Origin of the sequence: Pseudomonas ogarae (genome assembly GCF_014268695.2) — a bacterium.
Lineage (GTDB): Bacteria > Pseudomonadota > Gammaproteobacteria > Pseudomonadales > Pseudomonadaceae > Aquipseudomonas > Aquipseudomonas kilonensis.
This window is the reverse complement of the sequence record NZ_CP077086.1, coordinates 4,998,409-5,016,734: the sequence shown is the minus strand read 5'-3', so window position 1 is coordinate 5,016,734 and position 18,326 is coordinate 4,998,409. Positions and strand designations below refer to the sequence as shown.

Annotated in this window: 17 protein-coding genes; 8 read left to right on the top strand and 9 right to left on the bottom strand. The window is 61.8% G+C overall.

The window, feature by feature from the left end:
* Positions 1-172: 172 nt before the first annotated feature.
* Positions 173-1,081 (top strand): 50S ribosomal protein L3 N(5)-glutamine methyltransferase, encoded by a 909-nt coding sequence (gene prmB, locus HU749_RS21995; RefSeq protein WP_018612518.1) that lies wholly within the window; start codon positions 173-175, stop codon positions 1,079-1,081.
* A 121-nt stretch (positions 1,082-1,202) separates the two neighbouring features.
* On the opposite strand, the gene HU749_RS21990 is transcribed toward prmB, so the two are convergent.
* Positions 1,203-1,991, bottom strand: coding sequence for an N-acetyltransferase (locus HU749_RS21990; RefSeq protein ID WP_046065634.1), 789 nt, complete (start codon positions 1,989-1,991; stop codon positions 1,203-1,205).
* 110 nt (positions 1,992-2,101) lie between these two features.
* Positions 2,102-3,067, bottom strand: a complete 966-nt coding sequence (locus HU749_RS21985; RefSeq protein ID WP_079302200.1) for an alpha/beta hydrolase — start codon at positions 3,065-3,067, stop codon at positions 2,102-2,104.
* A gap of 142 nt (positions 3,068-3,209) precedes the next feature.
* Between HU749_RS21985 and aroC the strand changes: the two genes are divergently transcribed.
* Genes aroC through HU749_RS21970 form a run of 3 tightly spaced genes read left to right on the top strand, consistent with a single transcriptional unit; the run spans position 3,210 to position 6,049 of the window.
* Positions 3,210-4,301: a chorismate synthase gene (gene aroC, locus HU749_RS21980; protein WP_095963599.1), complete on the top strand. Its 1,092-nt coding sequence runs from the start codon at positions 3,210-3,212 to the stop codon at positions 4,299-4,301.
* Between the two features lie 34 nt (positions 4,302-4,335).
* On the top strand, positions 4,336-5,481 hold the full coding sequence (locus HU749_RS21975) for an MFS transporter (protein ID WP_095963598.1): 1,146 nt from the start codon (positions 4,336-4,338) through the stop codon (positions 5,479-5,481).
* Between the two features lie 34 nt (positions 5,482-5,515).
* Positions 5,516-6,049: an acireductone dioxygenase gene (locus HU749_RS21970; protein ID WP_079302197.1), complete on the top strand. Its 534-nt coding sequence runs from the start codon at positions 5,516-5,518 to the stop codon at positions 6,047-6,049.
* Positions 6,050-7,015: 966 nt separating this feature from the next.
* Here the strand turns inward: HU749_RS21970 and HU749_RS21965 are convergent.
* Positions 7,016-7,294 (bottom strand): DUF3509 domain-containing protein, encoded by a 279-nt coding sequence (locus HU749_RS21965; RefSeq protein WP_003204481.1) that lies wholly within the window; start codon positions 7,292-7,294, stop codon positions 7,016-7,018.
* 355 nt (positions 7,295-7,649) lie between these two features.
* On the opposite strand from HU749_RS21965, the gene HU749_RS21960 reads away from it, so the two are divergent.
* The 4 genes from HU749_RS21960 to HU749_RS21945 all read left to right on the top strand — a co-directional run bounded on the left by HU749_RS21960 (position 7,650) and on the right by HU749_RS21945 (position 11,086).
* Positions 7,650-9,488: a long-chain-acyl-CoA synthetase gene (locus HU749_RS21960; RefSeq protein ID WP_095963473.1), complete on the top strand. Its 1,839-nt coding sequence runs from the start codon at positions 7,650-7,652 to the stop codon at positions 9,486-9,488.
* A gap of 94 nt (positions 9,489-9,582) precedes the next feature.
* Positions 9,583-10,101, top strand: a complete 519-nt coding sequence (locus tag HU749_RS21955; protein WP_018604674.1) for an ankyrin repeat domain-containing protein — start codon at positions 9,583-9,585, stop codon at positions 10,099-10,101.
* A 191-nt stretch (positions 10,102-10,292) separates the two neighbouring features.
* Positions 10,293-10,823 (top strand): hypothetical protein, encoded by a 531-nt coding sequence (locus HU749_RS21950; RefSeq protein ID WP_186652440.1) that lies wholly within the window; start codon positions 10,293-10,295, stop codon positions 10,821-10,823.
* 71 nt (positions 10,824-10,894) lie between these two features.
* Positions 10,895-11,086, top strand: coding sequence for a PLDc N-terminal domain-containing protein (locus HU749_RS21945; RefSeq protein ID WP_014339608.1), 192 nt, complete (start codon positions 10,895-10,897; stop codon positions 11,084-11,086).
* 60 nt (positions 11,087-11,146) lie between these two features.
* Here the strand turns inward: HU749_RS21945 and HU749_RS21940 are convergent, their stop codons facing one another.
* The 6 genes from HU749_RS21940 to HU749_RS21915 all read right to left on the bottom strand — a co-directional run bounded on the left by HU749_RS21940 (position 11,147) and on the right by HU749_RS21915 (position 18,237).
* The gene (locus tag HU749_RS21940; RefSeq protein ID WP_079302240.1) at positions 11,147-12,346 is read right to left on the bottom strand and encodes an MFS transporter; all 1,200 of its coding nucleotides are present in this window, start codon (positions 12,344-12,346) and stop codon (positions 11,147-11,149) included.
* Between the two features lie 229 nt (positions 12,347-12,575).
* Positions 12,576-13,574: a sulfate ABC transporter substrate-binding protein gene (locus HU749_RS21935; protein ID WP_079302194.1), complete on the bottom strand. Its 999-nt coding sequence runs from the start codon at positions 13,572-13,574 to the stop codon at positions 12,576-12,578.
* A 93-nt stretch (positions 13,575-13,667) separates the two neighbouring features.
* Positions 13,668-14,492, bottom strand: a complete 825-nt coding sequence (locus tag HU749_RS21930) for an ion transporter (RefSeq protein ID WP_077506914.1) — start codon at positions 14,490-14,492, stop codon at positions 13,668-13,670.
* 20 nt (positions 14,493-14,512) lie between these two features.
* On the bottom strand, positions 14,513-15,415 hold the full coding sequence (locus HU749_RS21925; protein WP_186652442.1) for an urea transporter: 903 nt from the start codon (positions 15,413-15,415) through the stop codon (positions 14,513-14,515).
* Between the two features lie 136 nt (positions 15,416-15,551).
* A complete protein-coding gene (gene pyk / locus HU749_RS21920; RefSeq protein WP_186652443.1) occupies positions 15,552-16,967 on the bottom strand; it encodes a pyruvate kinase in 1,416 nt (471 codons plus the stop codon).
* Positions 16,957-18,237, bottom strand: a complete 1,281-nt coding sequence (locus HU749_RS21915; RefSeq protein WP_186652444.1) for a glycerate kinase type-2 family protein — start codon at positions 18,235-18,237, stop codon at positions 16,957-16,959. Before HU749_RS21915 ends, pyk begins: the two co-directional genes overlap by 11 nt.
* Between the last annotated feature and the right edge of the window lie 89 nt (positions 18,238-18,326).

Here is an 18,326-nt window from a genome sequence, read left to right as displayed (position 1 = left end):
CCGTTGCTGGCCTACAGCCTTGTCAAGATGCTCATCTTGTTCAATAGGCGGATCAAAAAACGGATAATTCCTACGATTGGTCCGGGGTTTTTCGTTCGTCATCGGGGCGTGTTTGGGTGGGGCCGCGTTTGGCTGGTAGACTCGCCCGTCGATTTTTCTGGAGTTTGCCGCCGTGATCACTTCCCGTCTCCGTACCCTGCGCGACCATATCCGTTGGGCCGTCAGCCGTTTCCATGGGGAGGATCTGTTTTTCGGCCATGGCACCGACAATGCGTGGGATGAAGCCCGGCAACTGGTGCTGGGCGCATTGCACCTGCCATGGGAAATTGCCGACAGCTACCTGGACTGCCGCCTTGAAGACGAAGAGCTGGTCCATGTGCAGCGTCTGCTGCGTCGGCGCATCACCGAGCGGGTGCCAACCGCCTATTTGTTGGGTGAGGCCTGGTTCTGTGGGATGTCGTTCATCGTCGACGAACGCGTGCTCATTCCGCGCTCGCCCATCGGCGAGTTGATCGAAAAGCGTTTCGAGCCTTGGTTGGGCCAGGAGCCGGCACGGATTCTCGATCTGTGCACCGGTTCCGGCTGCATCGGCATTGCCTGTGCCTATGAATTCCCGGAAGCCGAAGTAGTGCTGGCCGACCTGTCGTTCGAAGCACTGGAAGTGGCCAACCAGAACATCGAGCGCCACGGCGTCGATGAGCGCGTGTTCACTGTCCAGGGCGATGGCTTCGAAGGTCTGCCGGGGCAACGTTTCGACTTGATCGTGTCGAACCCGCCCTACGTTGATGCGGAAGATTTCGCCGACATGCCACAGGAATACCAGCACGAGCCGGAACTGGGCCTGGCCTGTGGCGATGACGGCTTGAACCTGGTGCGCCGGATGCTGGCCGAGGCGGCCGATCATCTGACCGAGAAGGGATTGTTGATTGTCGAGGTGGGCAACAGCCAGGTGCACGTCGAGGCGCTGTACCCGGAAGTCGATTTCGCCTGGCTCGACTTCGAACGCGGCGGCCATGGCGTGTTCATGCTCAGCGCCGAACAGTGCCGCCAGCACCAGGGGTTGTTTGCTTCGCGGGTTTGATACACCCACTGTGGGAGCGAGCTTGCTCGCGATGGCGTCAGGTCAGTTGCATCAATGGTGGCTGACACACCGCCATCGCGAGCAAGCTCGCTCCCACAGGGTTATTCAGGCGCTGTCGGGCTTAATGCCGCGTCGCAATCCAGATCAGCAACCCCGCCTGGAACATGGCGAAGGCCACCAGGCAGGTGATGGTGAAGCGCAAGCCAGTGTCTTCGCGCTTGAACTTATTGACCTTCTCTTCCTGCTGCTTGAGTTTGACTTCCTGTTCCGCCAGGTTCTGCTCGGCTTGTTGCAGCATCTGCGCCGCTTCAAGGATTTCCACGAACTGCAGCTTCTCGGTGTTCCAGTCCCCCAGCAGATCGCCAACGTGGGTTGGCTTGACGCTGCCCTTGAGGTGTTGGGCGTCGGCGTAGACCACCTCGAAGCCTTGAGCCTTGAGAAAACGGTCGCGGCGCAGGCGAGTGTCTTCGTTCAGGGCGTCCTTGTTATCCAGGTCGGTGCCGTCTACCCGGTAGGCCGACCAGCGTTTCTTGGCCCAGGTAATGCCCTGGGCCGCGAGGAAACGGCCGATGCCACGGTTGAACGGCTCGACTTGCAGGTTGTCCGGGGAAAAAAACAGGCGTTTCTCGACGTGGTCGGCCCAGACGTCCAGGTGATTCTGTTCCTTGCGCACGCGCTGGTTCGGCAACTGGATGCTCATGCGCAGCAGGCTGCGTTCCTTGCTGTGGCGCTCGACATAGCTGAACTCGACAAACCGCAGCGGCCGCACACCGGTGGCGCGGTCGGTCTTGAGCGGCGCCAGCCGGAGCATTTTGTGATGCTCGGTATGCACGTCGGCCCACGGCAGCTCCACCGCAGGCGAGGCGGGGGCTTCGGCAGCTGTGTTGGGGGAAGTATCAGTTTCAGTCATAACGGCAAAAATCCTGTCCAGGCCGGCGGGTCGGCAGCCATAGCGCTGCCCGACACTGGGCTATCGGCCGTTTTTGCCAGGACTGGAGGGCCACTTGCCACTAAAACCGCTCAACGGGCGGCTAACGAGCCTATAAAACGCAGAATTCGCGCACCGAGCTCGGCCGCCAGGGGCAGGTTGGGATCCTTGTAGGAGGCCAGTTGCCGTTTCACGTCGTTGGGCACGATGCGCATCACGTGGTTCATGCCCTCGATCAGCGCCAGTTCGGCGTCGGGCTTGGCGGCTTTCAACTGCCTGGCGTCATCGACGCTGACCTGGATATCGTTGCTGCCCTGGATAATCAAGGCCGGCATCTTCAACGCCGCGAAGACCCGGGCCGGGTCCTGGCGGAACAACGAGATCAGGTAGGGCTGTACGCTGGGGCGGAAAATGACCTGCAGTTGCGCCGGCACGTTGTCGTCGAGTCGACCGGCCTTGAGGCTGTCGAGCAGCTCGTTGCTGCGCAACATCAGCGGCGGTGGCAGGCGGTTGCTCAGTTGCTGGCGCAGCACCTGGTCGATCGGCCGGGCGCTGCCAGACAGCGAAATCACCGCCGCTGCATTGGCCTGGGGCGCGGCGAGGCTGGCGATCAACGCGCCTTCACTGTGGCCCAGCAGGATCAACGGGCCCAGTCGCGGATCGGCGGCGAGCTTGCGGCTCCAGGCCACGGCATCGGCCACATAGGCCTCGACGCTCAGGTTGCGCTCGTCCGGTGTCGCCGCGAGGCTGGCGGCCACGCCGCGTTTGTCATAGCGCACGCTGGCGATGTTGTGTTTGGCCAGGACCCAGGCCAGGCGCTTGAGGCTGTCGTTGCGCCCGCCCTCGGGGTTGTTGCCGTCGCGATCCGTGGGGCCTGACCCGGAAATGATCAGGACAACCGGCACCGGTGTGTCGGACTTGGGCAGTAGCAACGAGCCGAAAAGCTCACCACTGCCGGTGTCGAGGCTGATCGGGCGTTGCAGCACCGTGGCCTGGGCCAGGCTGCAAAACAGGCCGGTGAACAAGGTAAGGCTTAAGGCAAGCAGCTTTAACATCATCACGCCATTAGTTGCGAAGGTGCCGGTTGGACTGGTGGTCGCCGATAAGGTTCGAGGATGAACTACGCGGGGAGCCTGCGTATACTGGCGCGCATTACGAATCCAAGGTTGAGTCTCTCAGCGATTTCACGGAGCACCCTGCATGTCCGGCAATACCTACGGCAAGCTGTTCACTGTCACCACCGCGGGCGAAAGCCATGGCCCGGCGTTGGTCGCCATTGTCGACGGCTGCCCGCCGGGCCTGGAGATTTCCCTGGAGGACCTGCAACGTGACCTGGACCGGCGCAAGCCCGGCACCAGCCGCCACACCACCCAGCGCCAGGAAGCCGATGAAGTCGAAATCCTGTCCGGCGTGTTCGAAGGGCGCACCACCGGCTGCGCCATCGGCCTGTTGATCCGCAACACCGACCAGAAGTCCAAGGACTACTCGGCCATCAAGGACCTGTTCCGCCCGGCCCACGCCGACTACACCTACCACCACAAGTACGGTGAGCGCGACTACCGTGGCGGCGGTCGCAGCTCGGCGCGGGAAACCGCCATGCGCGTGGCGGCCGGGGCGATTGCCAAGAAGTACCTGGCCAGCCAGGGCATCGTCATTCGTGGCTACATGAGCCAGTTGGGCCCCATCGAAATCCCGTTCAAGACCTGGGAGTCGGTGGAGCAGAACGCCTTCTTCTGCCCCGACCCGGACAAGGTGCTGGAACTCGAGGCTTACATGGACCAATTGCGTCGGGACCAGGATTCGGTCGGCGCGAAGATCACCGTGGTCGCCGAAGGGGTGATGCCGGGCCTTGGCGAGCCGATCTTCGACCGCCTCGACGCCGAGCTGGCCCACGCGCTGATGAGCATCAACGCGGTGAAAGGCGTGGAGATCGGCGCCGGTTTCGCCTGTGTCGCCCAGCGCGGCACCGAGCACCGTGACGAACTGACCCCGCAAGGTTTCCTGAGCAACAACGCCGGTGGCATCCTCGGCGGCATTTCCTCGGGCCAGCCGATCGTGGCGCACCTGGCCTTGAAGCCGACGTCCAGCATCACCACGCCGGGCCGCTCCATCGACATCCATGGCAACCCGGTGGACGTCATCACCAAAGGCCGTCATGACCCGTGCGTCGGCATCCGTGCCACGCCCATCGCCGAGGCGATGATGGCGATCGTGCTGATGGATCACCTGCTGCGTCATCGCGGCCAGAACGCCGACGTTCGCGTCAGCACCCCGGTGCTGGGACAGCTTTGATGGTTGGCCTGCCGACCGCCGTGGCCTGACGGCCGTGGCGGCACTGCCGTACTGGCGGCTCTCCAGTTTCTATCTGTTCTATTTCGCGCTGCTCGGTTCGACGGCGCCGTTCCTGGCGCTGTATTTCGATCACCTGGGATTCAACGCGGCGCGCATCGGCGAGCTGGTGGCGATTCCCATGCTGATGCGCTGCGTGGCGCCGAACATCTGGGGCTGGCTGGGGGATTACACCGGCCGGCGCCTCGCGATCGTACGGTTTGGCGCGATCTGCACGCTGCTGGCCTTCTCGCTGATCTTCATCGATAAAAGCTACGCCTGGCTGGCGATGGTCATGGCGCTGCATGCGTTCTTCTGGCACGCGGTGTTGCCGCAGTTCGAAGTCATTACCCTGGCCCATCTGGGTGGGCAGGCCTCGCGCTACAGCCAGATCCGTCTATGGGGTTCCATCGGTTTCATCATCACCGTGGTGATGCTCGGCCGCTTGTTCGAATGGCTGAGCCTGGACATCTACCCGGTGGCGCTGGTGCTGATCATGGCCGGCATCGTCCTCGCCAGCTTCTGGGTACCCAACGCCCAGCCATTGCAGGGGCCGCGAGTGGCGGGGGACGGGTTTGTGCGGCAACTGCGCAACCCTGGCGTGCTGGCGTTCTACACGTGTGTGGGCCTGATGCAGGTGAGCCACGGGCCGTATTACACCTTCCTGACCTTGCACCTCGAACACCTGGGCTACAGCCGCGGGCTGATCGGTCTGCTCTGGGCCCTTGGCGTGGTGGCGGAAGTTTTGGTCTTCCTGCTGATGAGCCGGATCCTGACGCGGTTTTCCGTGCGCCGGGTGTTGCTGGCGAGTTTCCTGCTGGCGGCGTTGCGCTGGTTGTTGTTGGGCTCGCTGGCCGAGTTTCTCTGGGTATTGTTGTTCGCCCAGGTGCTGCACGCGGCGACCTTCGGCAGCTTTCACGCCGCCGCCATCCATTTCGTGCAACGCAGCTTCGGGCCTCGCCAGCAGGGCCAGGGGCAGGCGCTGTATGCGGCGCTGGCCGGCACGGGCGGGGCCTTGGGCGCGTTGTATTCCGGCTATAGCTGGAACGCCTTGGGTGCCAGTTGGACGTTCAGTCTCGCCAGCCTCGCGGCTTTCGCGGCAGCCGTTATCATTGCCACACGTATGCACGAAAACCGGCCATGAGCCTTCGAACCGTTAATTTTCTGGAGCCATTGTCATGAGCAGCCTGTCCGTCTATCACGTTTCGAGCCCTGATGTTCCGAACAAGGTGTTGACCCACTTTGAGGACATTGCCGCGACGTTGGCTGAGCAAGGTATTCACTTTGCCCGTTGGGAAGCGGCGGTGAAAATCCAGCCGGGGGCCAGTGAGGAGGACATCATTGCGGCTTACCAGGCTCAGATCGATGGGTTGATGACTGAGCGAGGCTATGTTGGGGTCGATGTTGTCAGTGTCAGCAGTGATCAGCCGGAGCAGGCTGGGGAGCTCGATGAGTATCGCCATAGCCAGGATGAAGTGCGATTTTTCGTTACCGGTCGTGGCTTGTTTAACCTGCACCTTGGCGATTATGTCTATGCGGTGCTGTGTGAAAGGAATGACTTGATAACGGTGCCTGCCGGTACGCCGCATTGGTTTGACAGGGGGGAGCGGCCGCATTTCGTTACGATTCGTTTGTCTGGTGATTTGCAGGGGTTGGTTGCTGAGGTTACGGGGGATGATATTGCTCGGCGGTTTCCTCGTTTGGAGGATTGACCTGCGTTGGTGGTGCCATGAGGTTTTTTTGTGTGTATATCCGTTGCTGCGGTAACGGCTACTTAGGGTTCCGCCCTTACGGCGGGTCACTTTTGGAAAGAGCGCCAAAAGTAACCAAAAACGCTCTGCCCCACCACTTGGCACCTCGCCTAGGCTCGGTGTGCCCTCGCTCCGGCATTGCTCCGTGGGCCGCCGCGAAGGGCCATCCATGGCCCAGCGCGGCTAACCCGGCATCCATGCCGGGATGCCCACTGCGCAATGCCTGCGTTCGGCCAGCGTGGTTTAACGGGGCTCCCAGATCAAGATCAAGATCCAAAGCAAAGCAAGAGCGGGGCGGGCATGTCCGGCATTTATTATGTGGCTGAGCTACTGCTATCGCGAGCAGGCTCGCTCCCACAATGGGCTGTGATGAACACAAAATTCCTGAACACCCAAGATCACCTGTGGGAGCGAGCTTGCTCGCGATGAGGCCGGCACATCCAACATCACTGCAAACTGGCCCACCGTCTTCGCGAGCAAGCCCGCTCCCACAGGAGAAACACGGTCCCACCAAGAACCAGGTCGGCTACTAGGCCGCCTCGCGGTGGACGTTGATCTCGGCGCCCCGTTAACCACGATGGCCGAACGCAGGCATTGTGGAGTGGGCATCCCGGCATGGATGCCGGGATAGCCGCGCTGGGCCATGGATGGCCCTTCGCGGCGGGCCCACGGAGCAATGCCGGAGTGAGGGCACACCGAGCCTAGGCGAGGTGCCAAGTGGTGGGGCACAAGCGCTTTGGTTACTTTCGCGCTTTTCGAAAGTGACCCGCTGTAAGAGCGGAACCGTCAGTAGCCGTTACCGCAGCAACGGATATACACACCAAAGCGGGCTTTCCCAAGGCGCAAAAAAAAACGGCGCTTCCCATTTCTGAAAGAAGCGCCGTTTTTTCAAGCAAGAGCAAGCAGCACCGCGTTTTTCCAGCAGGCTCAAGCGCTATGGTAAGTCGGCAGCGCAAACCGATGCTGGCTCTGCAACAAGGTGATCTGTGGCAACTCGCTAGCCTGTTCAGCCAGGTCACGACGGATCGCACTGATCGCCCAGGACAACTGATCCCCCGCATGCAATTGAGCATAGGAAATCGTGCGTTTGAACAGCTTGCCGTCACTATTACGCAAGGTCAGCAGAATGCCGCCATCCGGGCGGGGCTGGGTGGTCACTTCGTAGTTGGAAAACAGGGACGCAAACTTTTCTTGAATCATGTTCATAGTTGACTGCTCCATGGTGTGGCAAACCGTGGAAAGGTGGTTGCACTGTCTGTGCCAGCATTTGGCTTTCTATAAAATCCTTTAAAAACAATTGGTTATATTTTTGTTGTATTTTCGCTTTCGTGCATCTTGCATGAATAGCCATCGTGCATCCTGCATTTTGCGTGGTCGGGCAATGATTTTTGGAACCAAATCGTTTCCCGGCGCTCACGCTTCGCCTGCCTCGGGCAGCGGATACAAAACATTGCAAAAACCGCGTGTACAGCGCCGCAATTGCCAGCGTACTTTCGAGCCAAATCACCTGCTGCCTGATAACAAGAACCGAGACCCACGAGGTCGAACGGGGAAGATCACCATGAGTCGTACACCCAGCGACGCGATTACCTGGGCCATGATGCTGCGCAAGCTGCCAGCCATTGCCAAAGCCGTCCCCCGAATCGTCAAAGGCATGAAGCTGGCCAACGTCCAGGACCCGACCCAGCCTTGCGGCCTGGGCTGGTGTTTCGAGCAGGCTACGCAACGCAATCCCCAGGGCCCGGCACTGCTGTGCGGCGATACGGTGTTGAGTTATGCACAGGTCAACGCGCAGGCCAATCGCATCGTCCATTACCTGCTGGCCCAAGGCATCGGCAAGGGCGATTGCGTAGCGATATTCATCGAGAACCGGCCACAGCTGTTGATCAGCGTGCTGGCGATGGCCAAGGTTGGCGCCGTCAGTGCCATGCTCAACACCTCGCAGACCGGCGATGCGCTGGTGCACAGCCTGGCCCTGGTCAACCCGGTCGCGGTGGTGGTCGGGGATGAACGGGTTGCGGCCTTCAACGACATACGAGAGCGAACCACTCTATCGAGCAGCAGGACCTGGTGGCTGGCGGATCAGGACAGGGCCGATATCCCGTCCGATGCCCCGTCCGGTTTCATCGACCTGATGGCTGGCAGCGAGGATTACCCAAGCGATAACCCGGCGAGCAGTCGGCAGGTTTTCTGCAACGACCCGTGTTTTTATCTCTACACCTCGGGCACCACCGGGCTGCCCAAGGCCGGGGTGTTTCGCCATGGTCGCTGGATGCGCACGTCCACCAGCTTCGGCCTGATCGCCTTGGACATGCAGTCCGACGATGTCGTGTATTGCACGTTGCCGCTGTACCACGCCACGGGCTTGTGCGTGTGCTGGGGCGCGGCGATCTGTGGTGCATCGGGCTTCGCGATTCGGCGCAAGTTCAGCGCCAGCCAGTTCTGGAGCGACGTACGCCGCTACCGGGCGACCACGCTGGGGTATGTCGGTGAGTTGTGCCGCTACCTGATCGACCAACCTGTCGCTGCCGATGACCGCCACCACGGTGTGAAGAAAATGATCGGCAACGGTCTGCGGCCCGGGGCATGGTCGACCTTCAAGACCCGGTTTGGCATCGACCACATCTGTGAGCTGTATGCGGCCAGCGACGGCAATATCGGTTTCACCAACATCCTGAATTTCGACAACACCGTCGGGTTTTCCCTGATGGGCTGGGAATTGGTGCAATACGACCATGCCAGCGGCCTGCCGTTGCGCAACCTGCAAGGTCGCATGCAAAAAGTGCCCAGGGGCCAACCGGGCCTGTTGCTGGCGCGGATCGACGAGAAGGCGCCACTGGATGGCTACACCGATCAGGCCTTGACCGAAAAAACCATCTGCCGGGATGTCTTTGCGCCGGGCGATCGTTACTTCAATACCGGAGACCTGTTGCGCAACATTGGCTTCGGGCATGGGCAGTTCGTTGATCGACTCGGCGATACCTATCGCTGGAAAGGCGAAAACGTCTCCACCACGGAAGTCGAAAATGTGCTGCTGCAACATCCGCAGGTGGCCGAGGCAGTGGCTTATGGCGTGGAGATCAATGGCACCAATGGCCGTGCCGGCATGGCGGCAATCACCCCGTCCGAATCCCTGGCGACCCTGGATTTCAGCGAGTTGCTGCAATTCTTGCAGTGCAAGTTGCCCGCCTATGCCGTGCCGCTGTTCCTGCGCATCAAGGTGAAGATGGACACCACCGGCACCTTCAAGTACCAGAAGACCCGCCTCAAGGCCGAAGCGTTCGACCCATGCGTTACCGGGGATGAGCCGATCTTCGCCTGGCTGCCGGGCACCGATACTTACGTGCGGGTGGATCGGCAGCTGGCAGTTCGGATTCAGGGCGGACAATTGCGTTATTGATTCTGGCTATGACGGGCACAGTGAAAAAAGGGATGACAGCGCCCGGGTCCCTCGGGAAACTAGCCGCTTTGCGAAGACCCGAGTGGAGTTTCCCATGTCCGATACAAGCCGCCAGATGACCCCGGAAGAGGCTGCGGAGTTTGCCGAGCAGGTGTTCAACGTCGCACGCCAGGGCGATGCGGCCATGATGGCCGCGTTGCTGAGCAAGGGCCTGCCGCCCAACCTGCGTAACCACAAGGGCGACACCTTGTTGATGCTGGCCGCTTACCACGGGCATGTGGAAACGGTGAAAGTGCTGCTGGAGCACAAGGCCGATCCGGAAATCCGTAATGACAACGGCCAGAGCCCGATTGCTGGTGCGGCGTTCAAGGGCGACCTGGCAGTGGTTTCGGCGTTGGTGGATGGCGGCGCGCAAGTGGAAGGCGCCTCCTTCGATGGCCGTACCGCGCTGATGATGGCAGCGATGTTCAACCGTGTGGAAATCGTCGACTACCTGATCGGCAAAGGCGCCGACCCGAAAGCCAAGGATGCCAACGGCGTCTCGGCTCTCGATGCCGCCAAGACCATGGGCGCGGTGGACACCACGGCGCAGTTGGAAAAGTTGTTGGGCTGAAAGGCTGTGGGAGCAAAGCTTGCTCGCGATACAGGCACCTCGGTTCCAGAGAGACCGCGTTGTTTTCATCGCGGGCAAGCCTTGCTCCCACAAAATGCTCGTTCACCACAGGTCCTTCTCCAATCCTAATCTGCATGCGAATGCGCTATCCTGCCCGCCCTCAAAACACCCTTCGCCACAGGATTCACCCCATGAAAGCCGCCCTCATCGAACTCATCGGTAAAATCAGCTCCGGCTGCCTCGGCGAGGCGGACATCGCGAAAATCGCTGACGAAGCGGCCCAGGCTTACGTCGATCCGACGGTTTTCCTGGCGGCCAACCCCGATATCAACTACGACGACACCTTCCCGATCCCGTTGGGTGAGTGGGTAGTGGTGGGCAGCCTGCCGGACACCGTGCTGTTCCAGGCCGACACCTACGTGGACCTGTTCGAGCAGATCGTCGCCTCGTTCGGCCCCGGCGTGGCGTTCAACCTCAAGCCCAAGCAACTGGCGAAAACCGAAGCCCTGACCGCGCTCAACCGCATCCAGATCCAGATGAGCAGCCTGAACAAGGAAAACGGCGGCTACGTGCTGATGAACTTCAGCCAATTGCTCGACGATGAATTGCAAATGGTGCTGGTGTACGGCAACGACGTGCCGCGGGTGCTGGAACTGTGTGCCGAAGTCGGCATCGCCGCCGCGCCCTCCCTGGAAGCTCTCAAGGTCGCGGTCCACGTCTGAAGCAATAAAACGGAACCCTTGCCTGGCGCCCGCTATCCTAAGGGTGCACATCACCATTTGGGAGCGACACCATGGGTTCCACTTTCAACGGCCTGGTCGGCCTGATCATCCTGGCGCTCGATATCTGGGCGATCATCAATGTACTCAAGAGTGGCGCGCAAATCGGGATGAAAATCCTCTGGGTGCTGCTGATCCTGCTGTTGCCGGTACTGGGCCTGATCATCTGGGCGATTGCCGGGCCGCGTGGCAACGTGCGGATTTGACACGCTCCACCAAAAAGCCCGGTCGCTGAAGGCGACCGGGCTTTTTTATGCGTGGGGTGTTCAGGCCGTGGCCAGGGACGGCTTGCGCGAGGTGCTCAAGAAGCGCAGCAAGGCCAACAGCGGGAAGGCGCTGCCGACGATCACCACCCACAACCAGCCGCCGTGTTCGTACACCGCACTGGCAATCGATGAGCCGAAGGCGCCGCCGACGAAGATGCTGGTCATGTACAGCGCATTCAGCCGGCTGCGACTCTTGGCATCGAGGGCATAGATGGTGCGCTGGCCCAGGACCATGTTCATCTGCACACAGAAATCCAGGACCACGCCGGTCACTGCCAGGCCGATCACGCTGTACAGCGGATGGATGAACGCCGGCAGGAAACTCAGGCTGGCGAACAACATCGCCAGCAGCGAGGCGTTGCGGGTATGGCCGGCATCCGCCAGGCGACCGGCGATGGGCGCAGCGATGGCGCCAATGGCACCGACCAGGGCGAACAAGGCGATTTCAGTCTGGGACAGGCCATGGTTGCGTGACAGTTCCAGTGGCACGGCGGTCCAGAACAGGCTGAACGTGGCGAACATGCAAGCCTGGTAGAACGCCCGTTGCCGCAGCAGCGGTTGTTGGCGCAGCAGGGTGCCGAGCGAGCCCAGCAGTTGGCCATAAGAGGCACTATGATCGGGCTGGCGCTTGGGCACGGTCAGCGCCAGGACGATGCTGATGGCGGCCATCAATGCGGCGGCGATCATGAACATCGCCCGCCAGCCGAAGTGGTCAGCCACCAGGCTCGAAACCGGCCGCGCCAGCAGGATTCCCAGCAGCAGGCCGCCCATGATCCCACCCACGACCCGACCCCGGGTTTCCTCCGGCGCCAGGTGTGCGGCCAGTGGAATCAGCACTTGCACCGACACCGAGCTGAACCCCACCAACAGCGAAACCAGCAGGAATACGTTCGGTTGATCGGTGAACGCAGCGCCTAGCAAACTGGCGATTGCCACCACGGTGGTGATGATCATCAGCCGACGGTTTTCCAGCAAGTCCCCCAGTGGCACCAGGAAAAACAGGCCCAAGGCATAACCGATCTGGGTCAGCGAGACGATCAGGCTGGCCATGGTGCTGCTCAGGCCGACGTCGGGTGCGATCAGTTCGATGATGGGTTGGGCGTAGTAGATGTTGGCGACGATGGCGCCGCAGCAGAAGGCGAAGAGCAGGACCATGCCGCGGGTCAAGGTGCTGCCGGGCGTGGGGGAATGAGCACTCATGGCAATCTCGTCGATCAATTGAAAGGATGGCGTGAGGCTAAAGACTTGCAGGGTTCTGGAACAGGGCTTGTGGCTGATATCAGTCATGCCCGCAATTGATGGTGACAATCAGATTCCTGTGGGAGCGAGCTTGCTCGCGATAGCGGCTGTATTTCCAACATCGTTGATGCAGACAGACCGTTATCGCGAGCAAGCTCGCTCCCACAAGGTTGCTCGGCACACTTGATCGTTATTGCCCGCTGTAGATCTGGTCGAAAACCCCACCGTCATTGAAGTGGGTCTTCTGCACCGTGCGCCAGTCGCCGAAGGTTTTTTCCACGGACAGGAAGTCGACTTTCGGGAAGCGGTCGGTGTATTTGGCCAGTACCGCCGGGTCCCGTGGGCGCAGGTAGTTGGCGGCGGCGATTTCCTGGCCTTCGGGCGACCACAGGTACTTGAGGTAGGCCTCGGCGGCTTCGCGGGAGCCTTTTTTCTCGACAACCTTGTCGACCACGCTGACCGGTGGCTCGGCTTCGGCGGAAACGCTCGGGTAGATCACCTCGAACTGGTCGCGGCCGAACTCGCGGGCGATCATCTCCGCTTCGTTTTCAAAGGTCACCAGCACGTCGCCGATCTGGTTGGTCATGAAGGTGGTTGTCGCGGCGCGACCGCCGGTGTCCAGTACCGGTGCCTGCTTGAACAGTTTGCCGACGAAGGCCTTGGCCTTGTTCTCGTCACCGCCATTTTTCAGCACGTAACCCCAAGCCGAGAGGTAGGTGTAGCGACCGTTGCCGGAGGTTTTCGGGTTGGGCACGATCACCTGCACACCGTCCTTGAGCAGGTCGGGCCAGTCTTTCAAGGCTTTCGGGTTGCCTTTGCGCACGATGAACACCGTGGCCGAGGTGAACGGCGCGCTGTTGTTCGGCAGGCGGCTGACCCAGTTCTCGGGCACCAGTTTGCCGTTGTCCGCCAGGGCGTTGATGTCGGTGGCCATGTTCATGGTGATGACATCCGCCGGCAGCCCGTCGATCACCGAACGCGCCTGCTTGCTGGAGCCGCCGAACGACATCTGCACGGTGATGTTTTCGTTGTGCTCGGCTTGCCAGTGTTTCTGGAAGGCGGTGTTGTAGTCCTTGTAGAAATCGCGCATCACGTCGTAGGAAACGTTGAGCAGGGTCGGGGCGGCGTGGGCCAGGCTGCCAAAGGTCAGGCCGACGGCGAGAAGAGAGGCGCCAAAGAAGTTCTTCACTGCGAATTCCTTTTTATCAACGGGGGTTCCGGGCAATTAGCCATCACACTAGCTGCAAGCCTATAGACCTTCAAGCATCAAAAAGTGCTGTGCTTATTCCAGTTTCTTAAACAGCGCATTGCCACAACGGGAGCAGAAAGCGGCACCGTGTTCGTGGTTGTTTTTGCTGCACACCGGGCAATCGTGCTGGAGCTGGTCGCCGCGCATGGCCGTGGCCAGTTCAGCCGTGAAAATACCCGTTGGCACGGCGATGATCGAGTAACCGGTGATCATCACCAAAGATGACACCACCTGGCCCAGTGGCGTCTTGGGCACGATGTCGCCGAAGCCCACCGTGGTCAGTGTCACGATAGCCCAATAGATGCCTTTGGGGATGCTGGTGAAGCCATTCCCAGGGCCTTCGATGACGTACATCAGCGTGCCGAAGACGGTCACCAGGGTCGAGACGCTGACCAGGAACACAATGATTTTCTGCTTGCTTCCCCGCAGCGCCGCCATCAGGTAATTGGCCTGCTTGAGGTAAGGGCTGAGCTTGAGCACACGGAAAATCCGCAGCATGCGGATGATCCGAATGATCAACAGGTATTGGGCATCGCTGTAGTACAGCGCCAGGATCCCCGGCACGATCGCCAGCAGGTCCACCAATCCGTAGAAACTGAAGGCATAGCGCAGCGGCTTGGGCGAGCAGTACAGGCGCAGGCCGTACTCGACGATGAAGATGAAGGTGAAGCCCCACTCGATAGCGGCCAGCAGGGCCGCGTAGTTCTTGTGCACGCTGTCGATGCTGTCGAGCATCACGATCACCAGGCTGGCGAGGATGATCAACAGCAAGGTGCTGTCGAAGCGCCGGCCGGCGACGGTGTCGGTCTGGAAAATGATCACGTAGAGGCGTTCACGCCAATTGTTGCTGCTTTGCATAATCTTCGCCTGAACCGGAATCAGCGAAGCCTAGGGCGATTGTCCTGCAGAGCGCAAGGCGCGCTGTCGAGGCTGGCCTGGCGCCACACCCGGCCGCTGGCCTGGATCAGCCAGCACGCGAGGATGAACGGTGCCGTCAGGGGAGGCAGGCCGAGGGCGATAAAACCTGGGGTGAGCATGACCGCCAGGAGAATGCCCGCCAGTGGCAGCCAGGGTTGGCGGCGCTGCTGGCTGAGGGCCAGGGCCACCAACACCGGGTTGTAACCGCCAAGGCCGCTAAGGGCGGTTGCGTTTTCATGTTGCGACAAGGCGAAGGCCAGGCCGGCGGCGGAACTGAACAATGCCCAACCGGCGGCACGACGGTTGGCCAGCAGCAGGCCCACCGCGATCAGCGCGCCGGCCGCCGGGTGGCCGAGAAACATGACCTGGCCCAGCCCGCTCAAATGCGCGGCCAGCAGGTTGGGTATCGTCATTTCAATCGAGTTGGTTGGGGGCGGCGGCAGGGTGAAACTCATCAGCAGCCAAGCCAACCCGACAAAAGGTGCGGTGTAGGCGGGCAGGCACCGAGGGCCACGGGTGCGCTTGAGCCATTGCTGGGTCAGCATCGCGCTGAGACCGCCTGCGGCGATGATCAACGGTGGCAACAGGACGGACCAGGGCAACGCAAGGCTCAGCAACAAGCCCAGCAGGATGCCGTTGTAGCTGAACAGCCCGGCTTGCCGGTCGGCCTTGGCGTAACCGCGTCGCTGGGCCGTGAGCAACCCGGCCACCCCACCGAGCAACGCGCCGCCAAACAGGGCGGGCGCAGTGAGCAGAATCGCCAGCAGGCACAGCAGGCCGCACAGCGGATGGCGCTGGAGAAAGACTTGGCTGAAGCCGTTGAGCAGGGCGGTGGCCCAGTCGGGGCAGTGGGTGTTGGGCATGGTTGATATATCTGATGGACCGAGTCGACTTCATCGCGAGCAAGCTCGCTCCCACACTGGACTTGCGGCATTCACAAAACCCTGTGGGAGCGAGCTTGCTCCGGGCGGCGATCCGACGATAAGGCCAGTACAGGCGCTAAATCAGCGTCTCAATGCGCAGCGAATTGGTCGACCCCGGTTGCCCGAACGGCACGCCCGCCGTGATCAGCAAGGTATCGCCGCGCTGGGCCATGCCTTGGGCCTGGGCGATTTCCAGGGCGGTGGAACAGACTTCATCCACTTGCTTCAACCGATCGTTGACCACCGAATGCACGCCCCAGGCCACCGTCAGGCGGCGAGCGGCCTGCAGGTTCGGTGTGAGGTTGAGGATCGGCACCGTCGGCCGTTCCCGCGCCGCCCGCAGGCTGGAACTGCCCGATTCGCTGTAGTTCACCAGCACCGCCACTGGCAGCACGTTGCTGATGCGACGGATCGCGCAACTGATCGCATCCGACACCGTGGCCTCGGCTTTTGGCCGGCTGACATCTAGTTGCGCCTGGTAGTCGGGGCCGTTTTCCACCTGGCGGATGATCTTGCTCATCATCTGCACGGCTTCGAGGGGGTAGTCGCCTGAAGCGGTTTCCGCCGACAGCATCACCGCGTCGGCCCCCTCGGCCACGGCGTTGGCCACGTCGGTGACTTCGGCGCGGGTGGGCGCCGGGGAGAAGCGCATCGACTCGAGCATCTGGGTCGCCACCACCACCGGTTTGCCGAGGGCGCGGCAGGTACCGATGATGTTCTTCTGAATCTGCGGCACGCTCTCGGCCGGGACTTCGACACCCAGGTCACCGCGAGCAACCATGATCGCGTCACTCAATTCGGCGATTTCCCGTAGTTGGGCCACCGCCGATGGTTTCTCGATTTTCGCCATCAGGAACGCCTTGTCGCCGATCAGCGCCCGGGCCTCGCGGATGTCTTCGGGCCGCTGCACAAACGACAACGCCACCCAGTCCACGCCCAGCTCCAGGCCGAAACTCAAGTCGCGCCGGTCCTTGGTGGTCAACGGGCTCAAGTCGAGCACGGCCTGGGGGACGTTCACGCCTTTGCGGTCCGACAGCTCACCGCCGTTGAGCACCTCGGTGTCGATGGCGTCGCTGTGCCTGGCGGTCACGCGCAGGCGCAACTTGCCGTCGTCCAGCAGCAGGTCCATGCCGGGCTCCAGGGCCGCGATGATCTCCGGATGGGGCAGGTTGACCCGGCGTTGATCGCCGGGCGTCGGGTCCAGGTCCAGACGCAGGGCCTGGCCTCGTTGCAGCAAGACCTTGCCGTCGGCGAATCGGCCGACCCGCAGCTTTGGGCCTTGCAGGTCCATCAGGATGCCCAGCGGGTAATTGAGCTGCTGCTCGACCTCGCGAATCCATTGGTAGCGCTGGGCGTGGTCGGCATGCTCGCCGTGGCTGAAGTTCAGGCGGAAGATGTTCACGCCGGCCTGTACCAGTTCACGGATATCATCGATGCCGCGGGTGGCGGGGCCGAGGGTCGCGAGGATCTTGACCTTTTTATCAGGCGTCATGTTTGGGGTTCTCGAGGATCAGGATGGCGCGAAAGTCGTTGACGTTGGTGCGGGTCGGTTCGGTGACGATCAGCGCATCCAGGGCGGCGAAATAGCTGTAGCCATTGTTGTTGTCCAACTCGTCGCTGGCGCACAGGCCCAGCTCGGCGGCGCGGCGATAACTGTCCGGGGTCATGAGGGCACCGGCGTTGTCTTCGGAACCGTCGATGCCGTCGGTGTCGCCGGCCAGCGCGTAGATGCCGGGATGACCCTTGAGGCTGTCAGTCAGGCTCAGCAGGAATTCTGCATTGCGCCCGCCACGGCCATCGCCGCGCACGGTGACAGTGGTTTCGCCGCCGGAGAGGATCACGCACGGCGCCGCCAATGGCTGGCCGTGCAGGGCGATTTGCCGGGCGATGCCGGCGTGGACTTTCGCCACCTCCCGGGATTCGCCTTCCAGGTCACCGAGGATCAACGGGCTGAAACCGGCCTGGCGCGCCTTCACTGCCGCGGCCTCCAATGACTGCTGGGGGCGGGCGATCAATTGGAAGTGGTTGCGGGCCAGGCTCGGGTCGCCGGGCTTGACGGTTTCCGATGCTGGACTTTGCAACCAGTTGCGCACCGAGGCCGGCACCTCGATCTGGTAGCGCTGGAGAATCGCCAGGGCTTCGGCCGACGTGCTGGGGTCGGCCACGGTAGGGCCGGAGGCAATGACGGTGGCAAGATCGCCGGGCACATCGGAAATCGCGTAGGTGTACACCGTCGCCGGCCAGCAAGCCTTGCCCAGGCGCCCGCCCTTGATCGCCGAGAGGTGCTTGCGCACGCAATTCATCTCGCCGATGGTCGCGCCGGATTTGAGCAGGGCTTTGTTGATCGATTGCTTGTCGGCCAGGGTGATGCCTTCGGCGGGCAAGGCCAGCAGGGCAGAACCGCCGCCGGACAGCAGGAAGATCACCCGGTCGTTTTCGCTGAGGTTGCTGACCATGCCCAGTACCCGCTGGGCCACGGCCAGGCCGGCGGCGTCAGGCACCGGGTGGGCGGCTTCCACTACTTCGATTTTCTGGCAGGGCGCGCCATGGCCGTAGCGGGTCACCACCAGGCCAGACACTTCGCCCTGCCAGCAGCGCTCGACCACTTGCGCCATGGCCGCCGCGGCCTTGCCGGCACCGATGACGATCACTCGGCCGCTGCGATCGCTGGGCAGGTAGCGTTCAAGGACGTGTTGCGGATGGGCCGCGTCGATGGCTGTGGCAAACAGCTCGCGCAGCAGTTGTTGCGGATCGACCGACATGGCGGGCTCCCGGGATTCTTGTTATTTGAGGGCTACGCAGACCCTGGTGGGAGCGGGCTTGCTCGCGAAGGCGATCTTCCTGTCAATGA

What these genes read in the sequence shown, in the direction of transcription:
- HU749_RS21990 (WP_046065634.1), bottom strand. Translation starts at nt 1,991, where the DNA reads ATGACTGAAACTGATACTTCCCCCAACACAGCTGCCGAAGCCCCCGCC.
- HU749_RS21985 (WP_079302200.1), bottom strand. Translation starts at nt 3,067, where the DNA reads ATGATGTTAAAGCTGCTTGCCTTAAGCCTTACCTTGTTCACCGGCCTG.
- aroC (WP_095963599.1), top strand. Translation starts at nt 3,210, where the DNA reads ATGTCCGGCAATACCTACGGCAAGCTGTTCACTGTCACCACCGCGGGC.
- HU749_RS21970 (WP_079302197.1), top strand. Translation starts at nt 5,516, where the DNA reads ATGAGCAGCCTGTCCGTCTATCACGTTTCGAGCCCTGATGTTCCGAAC.
- HU749_RS21965 (WP_003204481.1), bottom strand. Translation starts at nt 7,294, where the DNA reads ATGAACATGATTCAAGAAAAGTTTGCGTCCCTGTTTTCCAACTACGAA.
- HU749_RS21960 (WP_095963473.1), top strand. Translation starts at nt 7,650, where the DNA reads ATGAGTCGTACACCCAGCGACGCGATTACCTGGGCCATGATGCTGCGC.
- HU749_RS21955 (WP_018604674.1), top strand. Translation starts at nt 9,583, where the DNA reads ATGTCCGATACAAGCCGCCAGATGACCCCGGAAGAGGCTGCGGAGTTT.
- HU749_RS21950 (WP_186652440.1), top strand. Translation starts at nt 10,293, where the DNA reads ATGAAAGCCGCCCTCATCGAACTCATCGGTAAAATCAGCTCCGGCTGC.
- HU749_RS21945 (WP_014339608.1), top strand. Translation starts at nt 10,895, where the DNA reads ATGGGTTCCACTTTCAACGGCCTGGTCGGCCTGATCATCCTGGCGCTC.
- HU749_RS21940 (WP_079302240.1), bottom strand. Translation starts at nt 12,346, where the DNA reads ATGAGTGCTCATTCCCCCACGCCCGGCAGCACCTTGACCCGCGGCATG.
- HU749_RS21930 (WP_077506914.1), bottom strand. Translation starts at nt 14,492, where the DNA reads ATGCAAAGCAGCAACAATTGGCGTGAACGCCTCTACGTGATCATTTTC.
- HU749_RS21925 (WP_186652442.1), bottom strand. Translation starts at nt 15,415, where the DNA reads ATGCCCAACACCCACTGCCCCGACTGGGCCACCGCCCTGCTCAACGGC.
- pyk (WP_186652443.1), bottom strand. Translation starts at nt 16,967, where the DNA reads ATGACGCCTGATAAAAAGGTCAAGATCCTCGCGACCCTCGGCCCCGCC.
- HU749_RS21915 (WP_186652444.1), bottom strand. Translation starts at nt 18,237, where the DNA reads ATGTCGGTCGATCCGCAACAACTGCTGCGCGAGCTGTTTGCCACAGCC.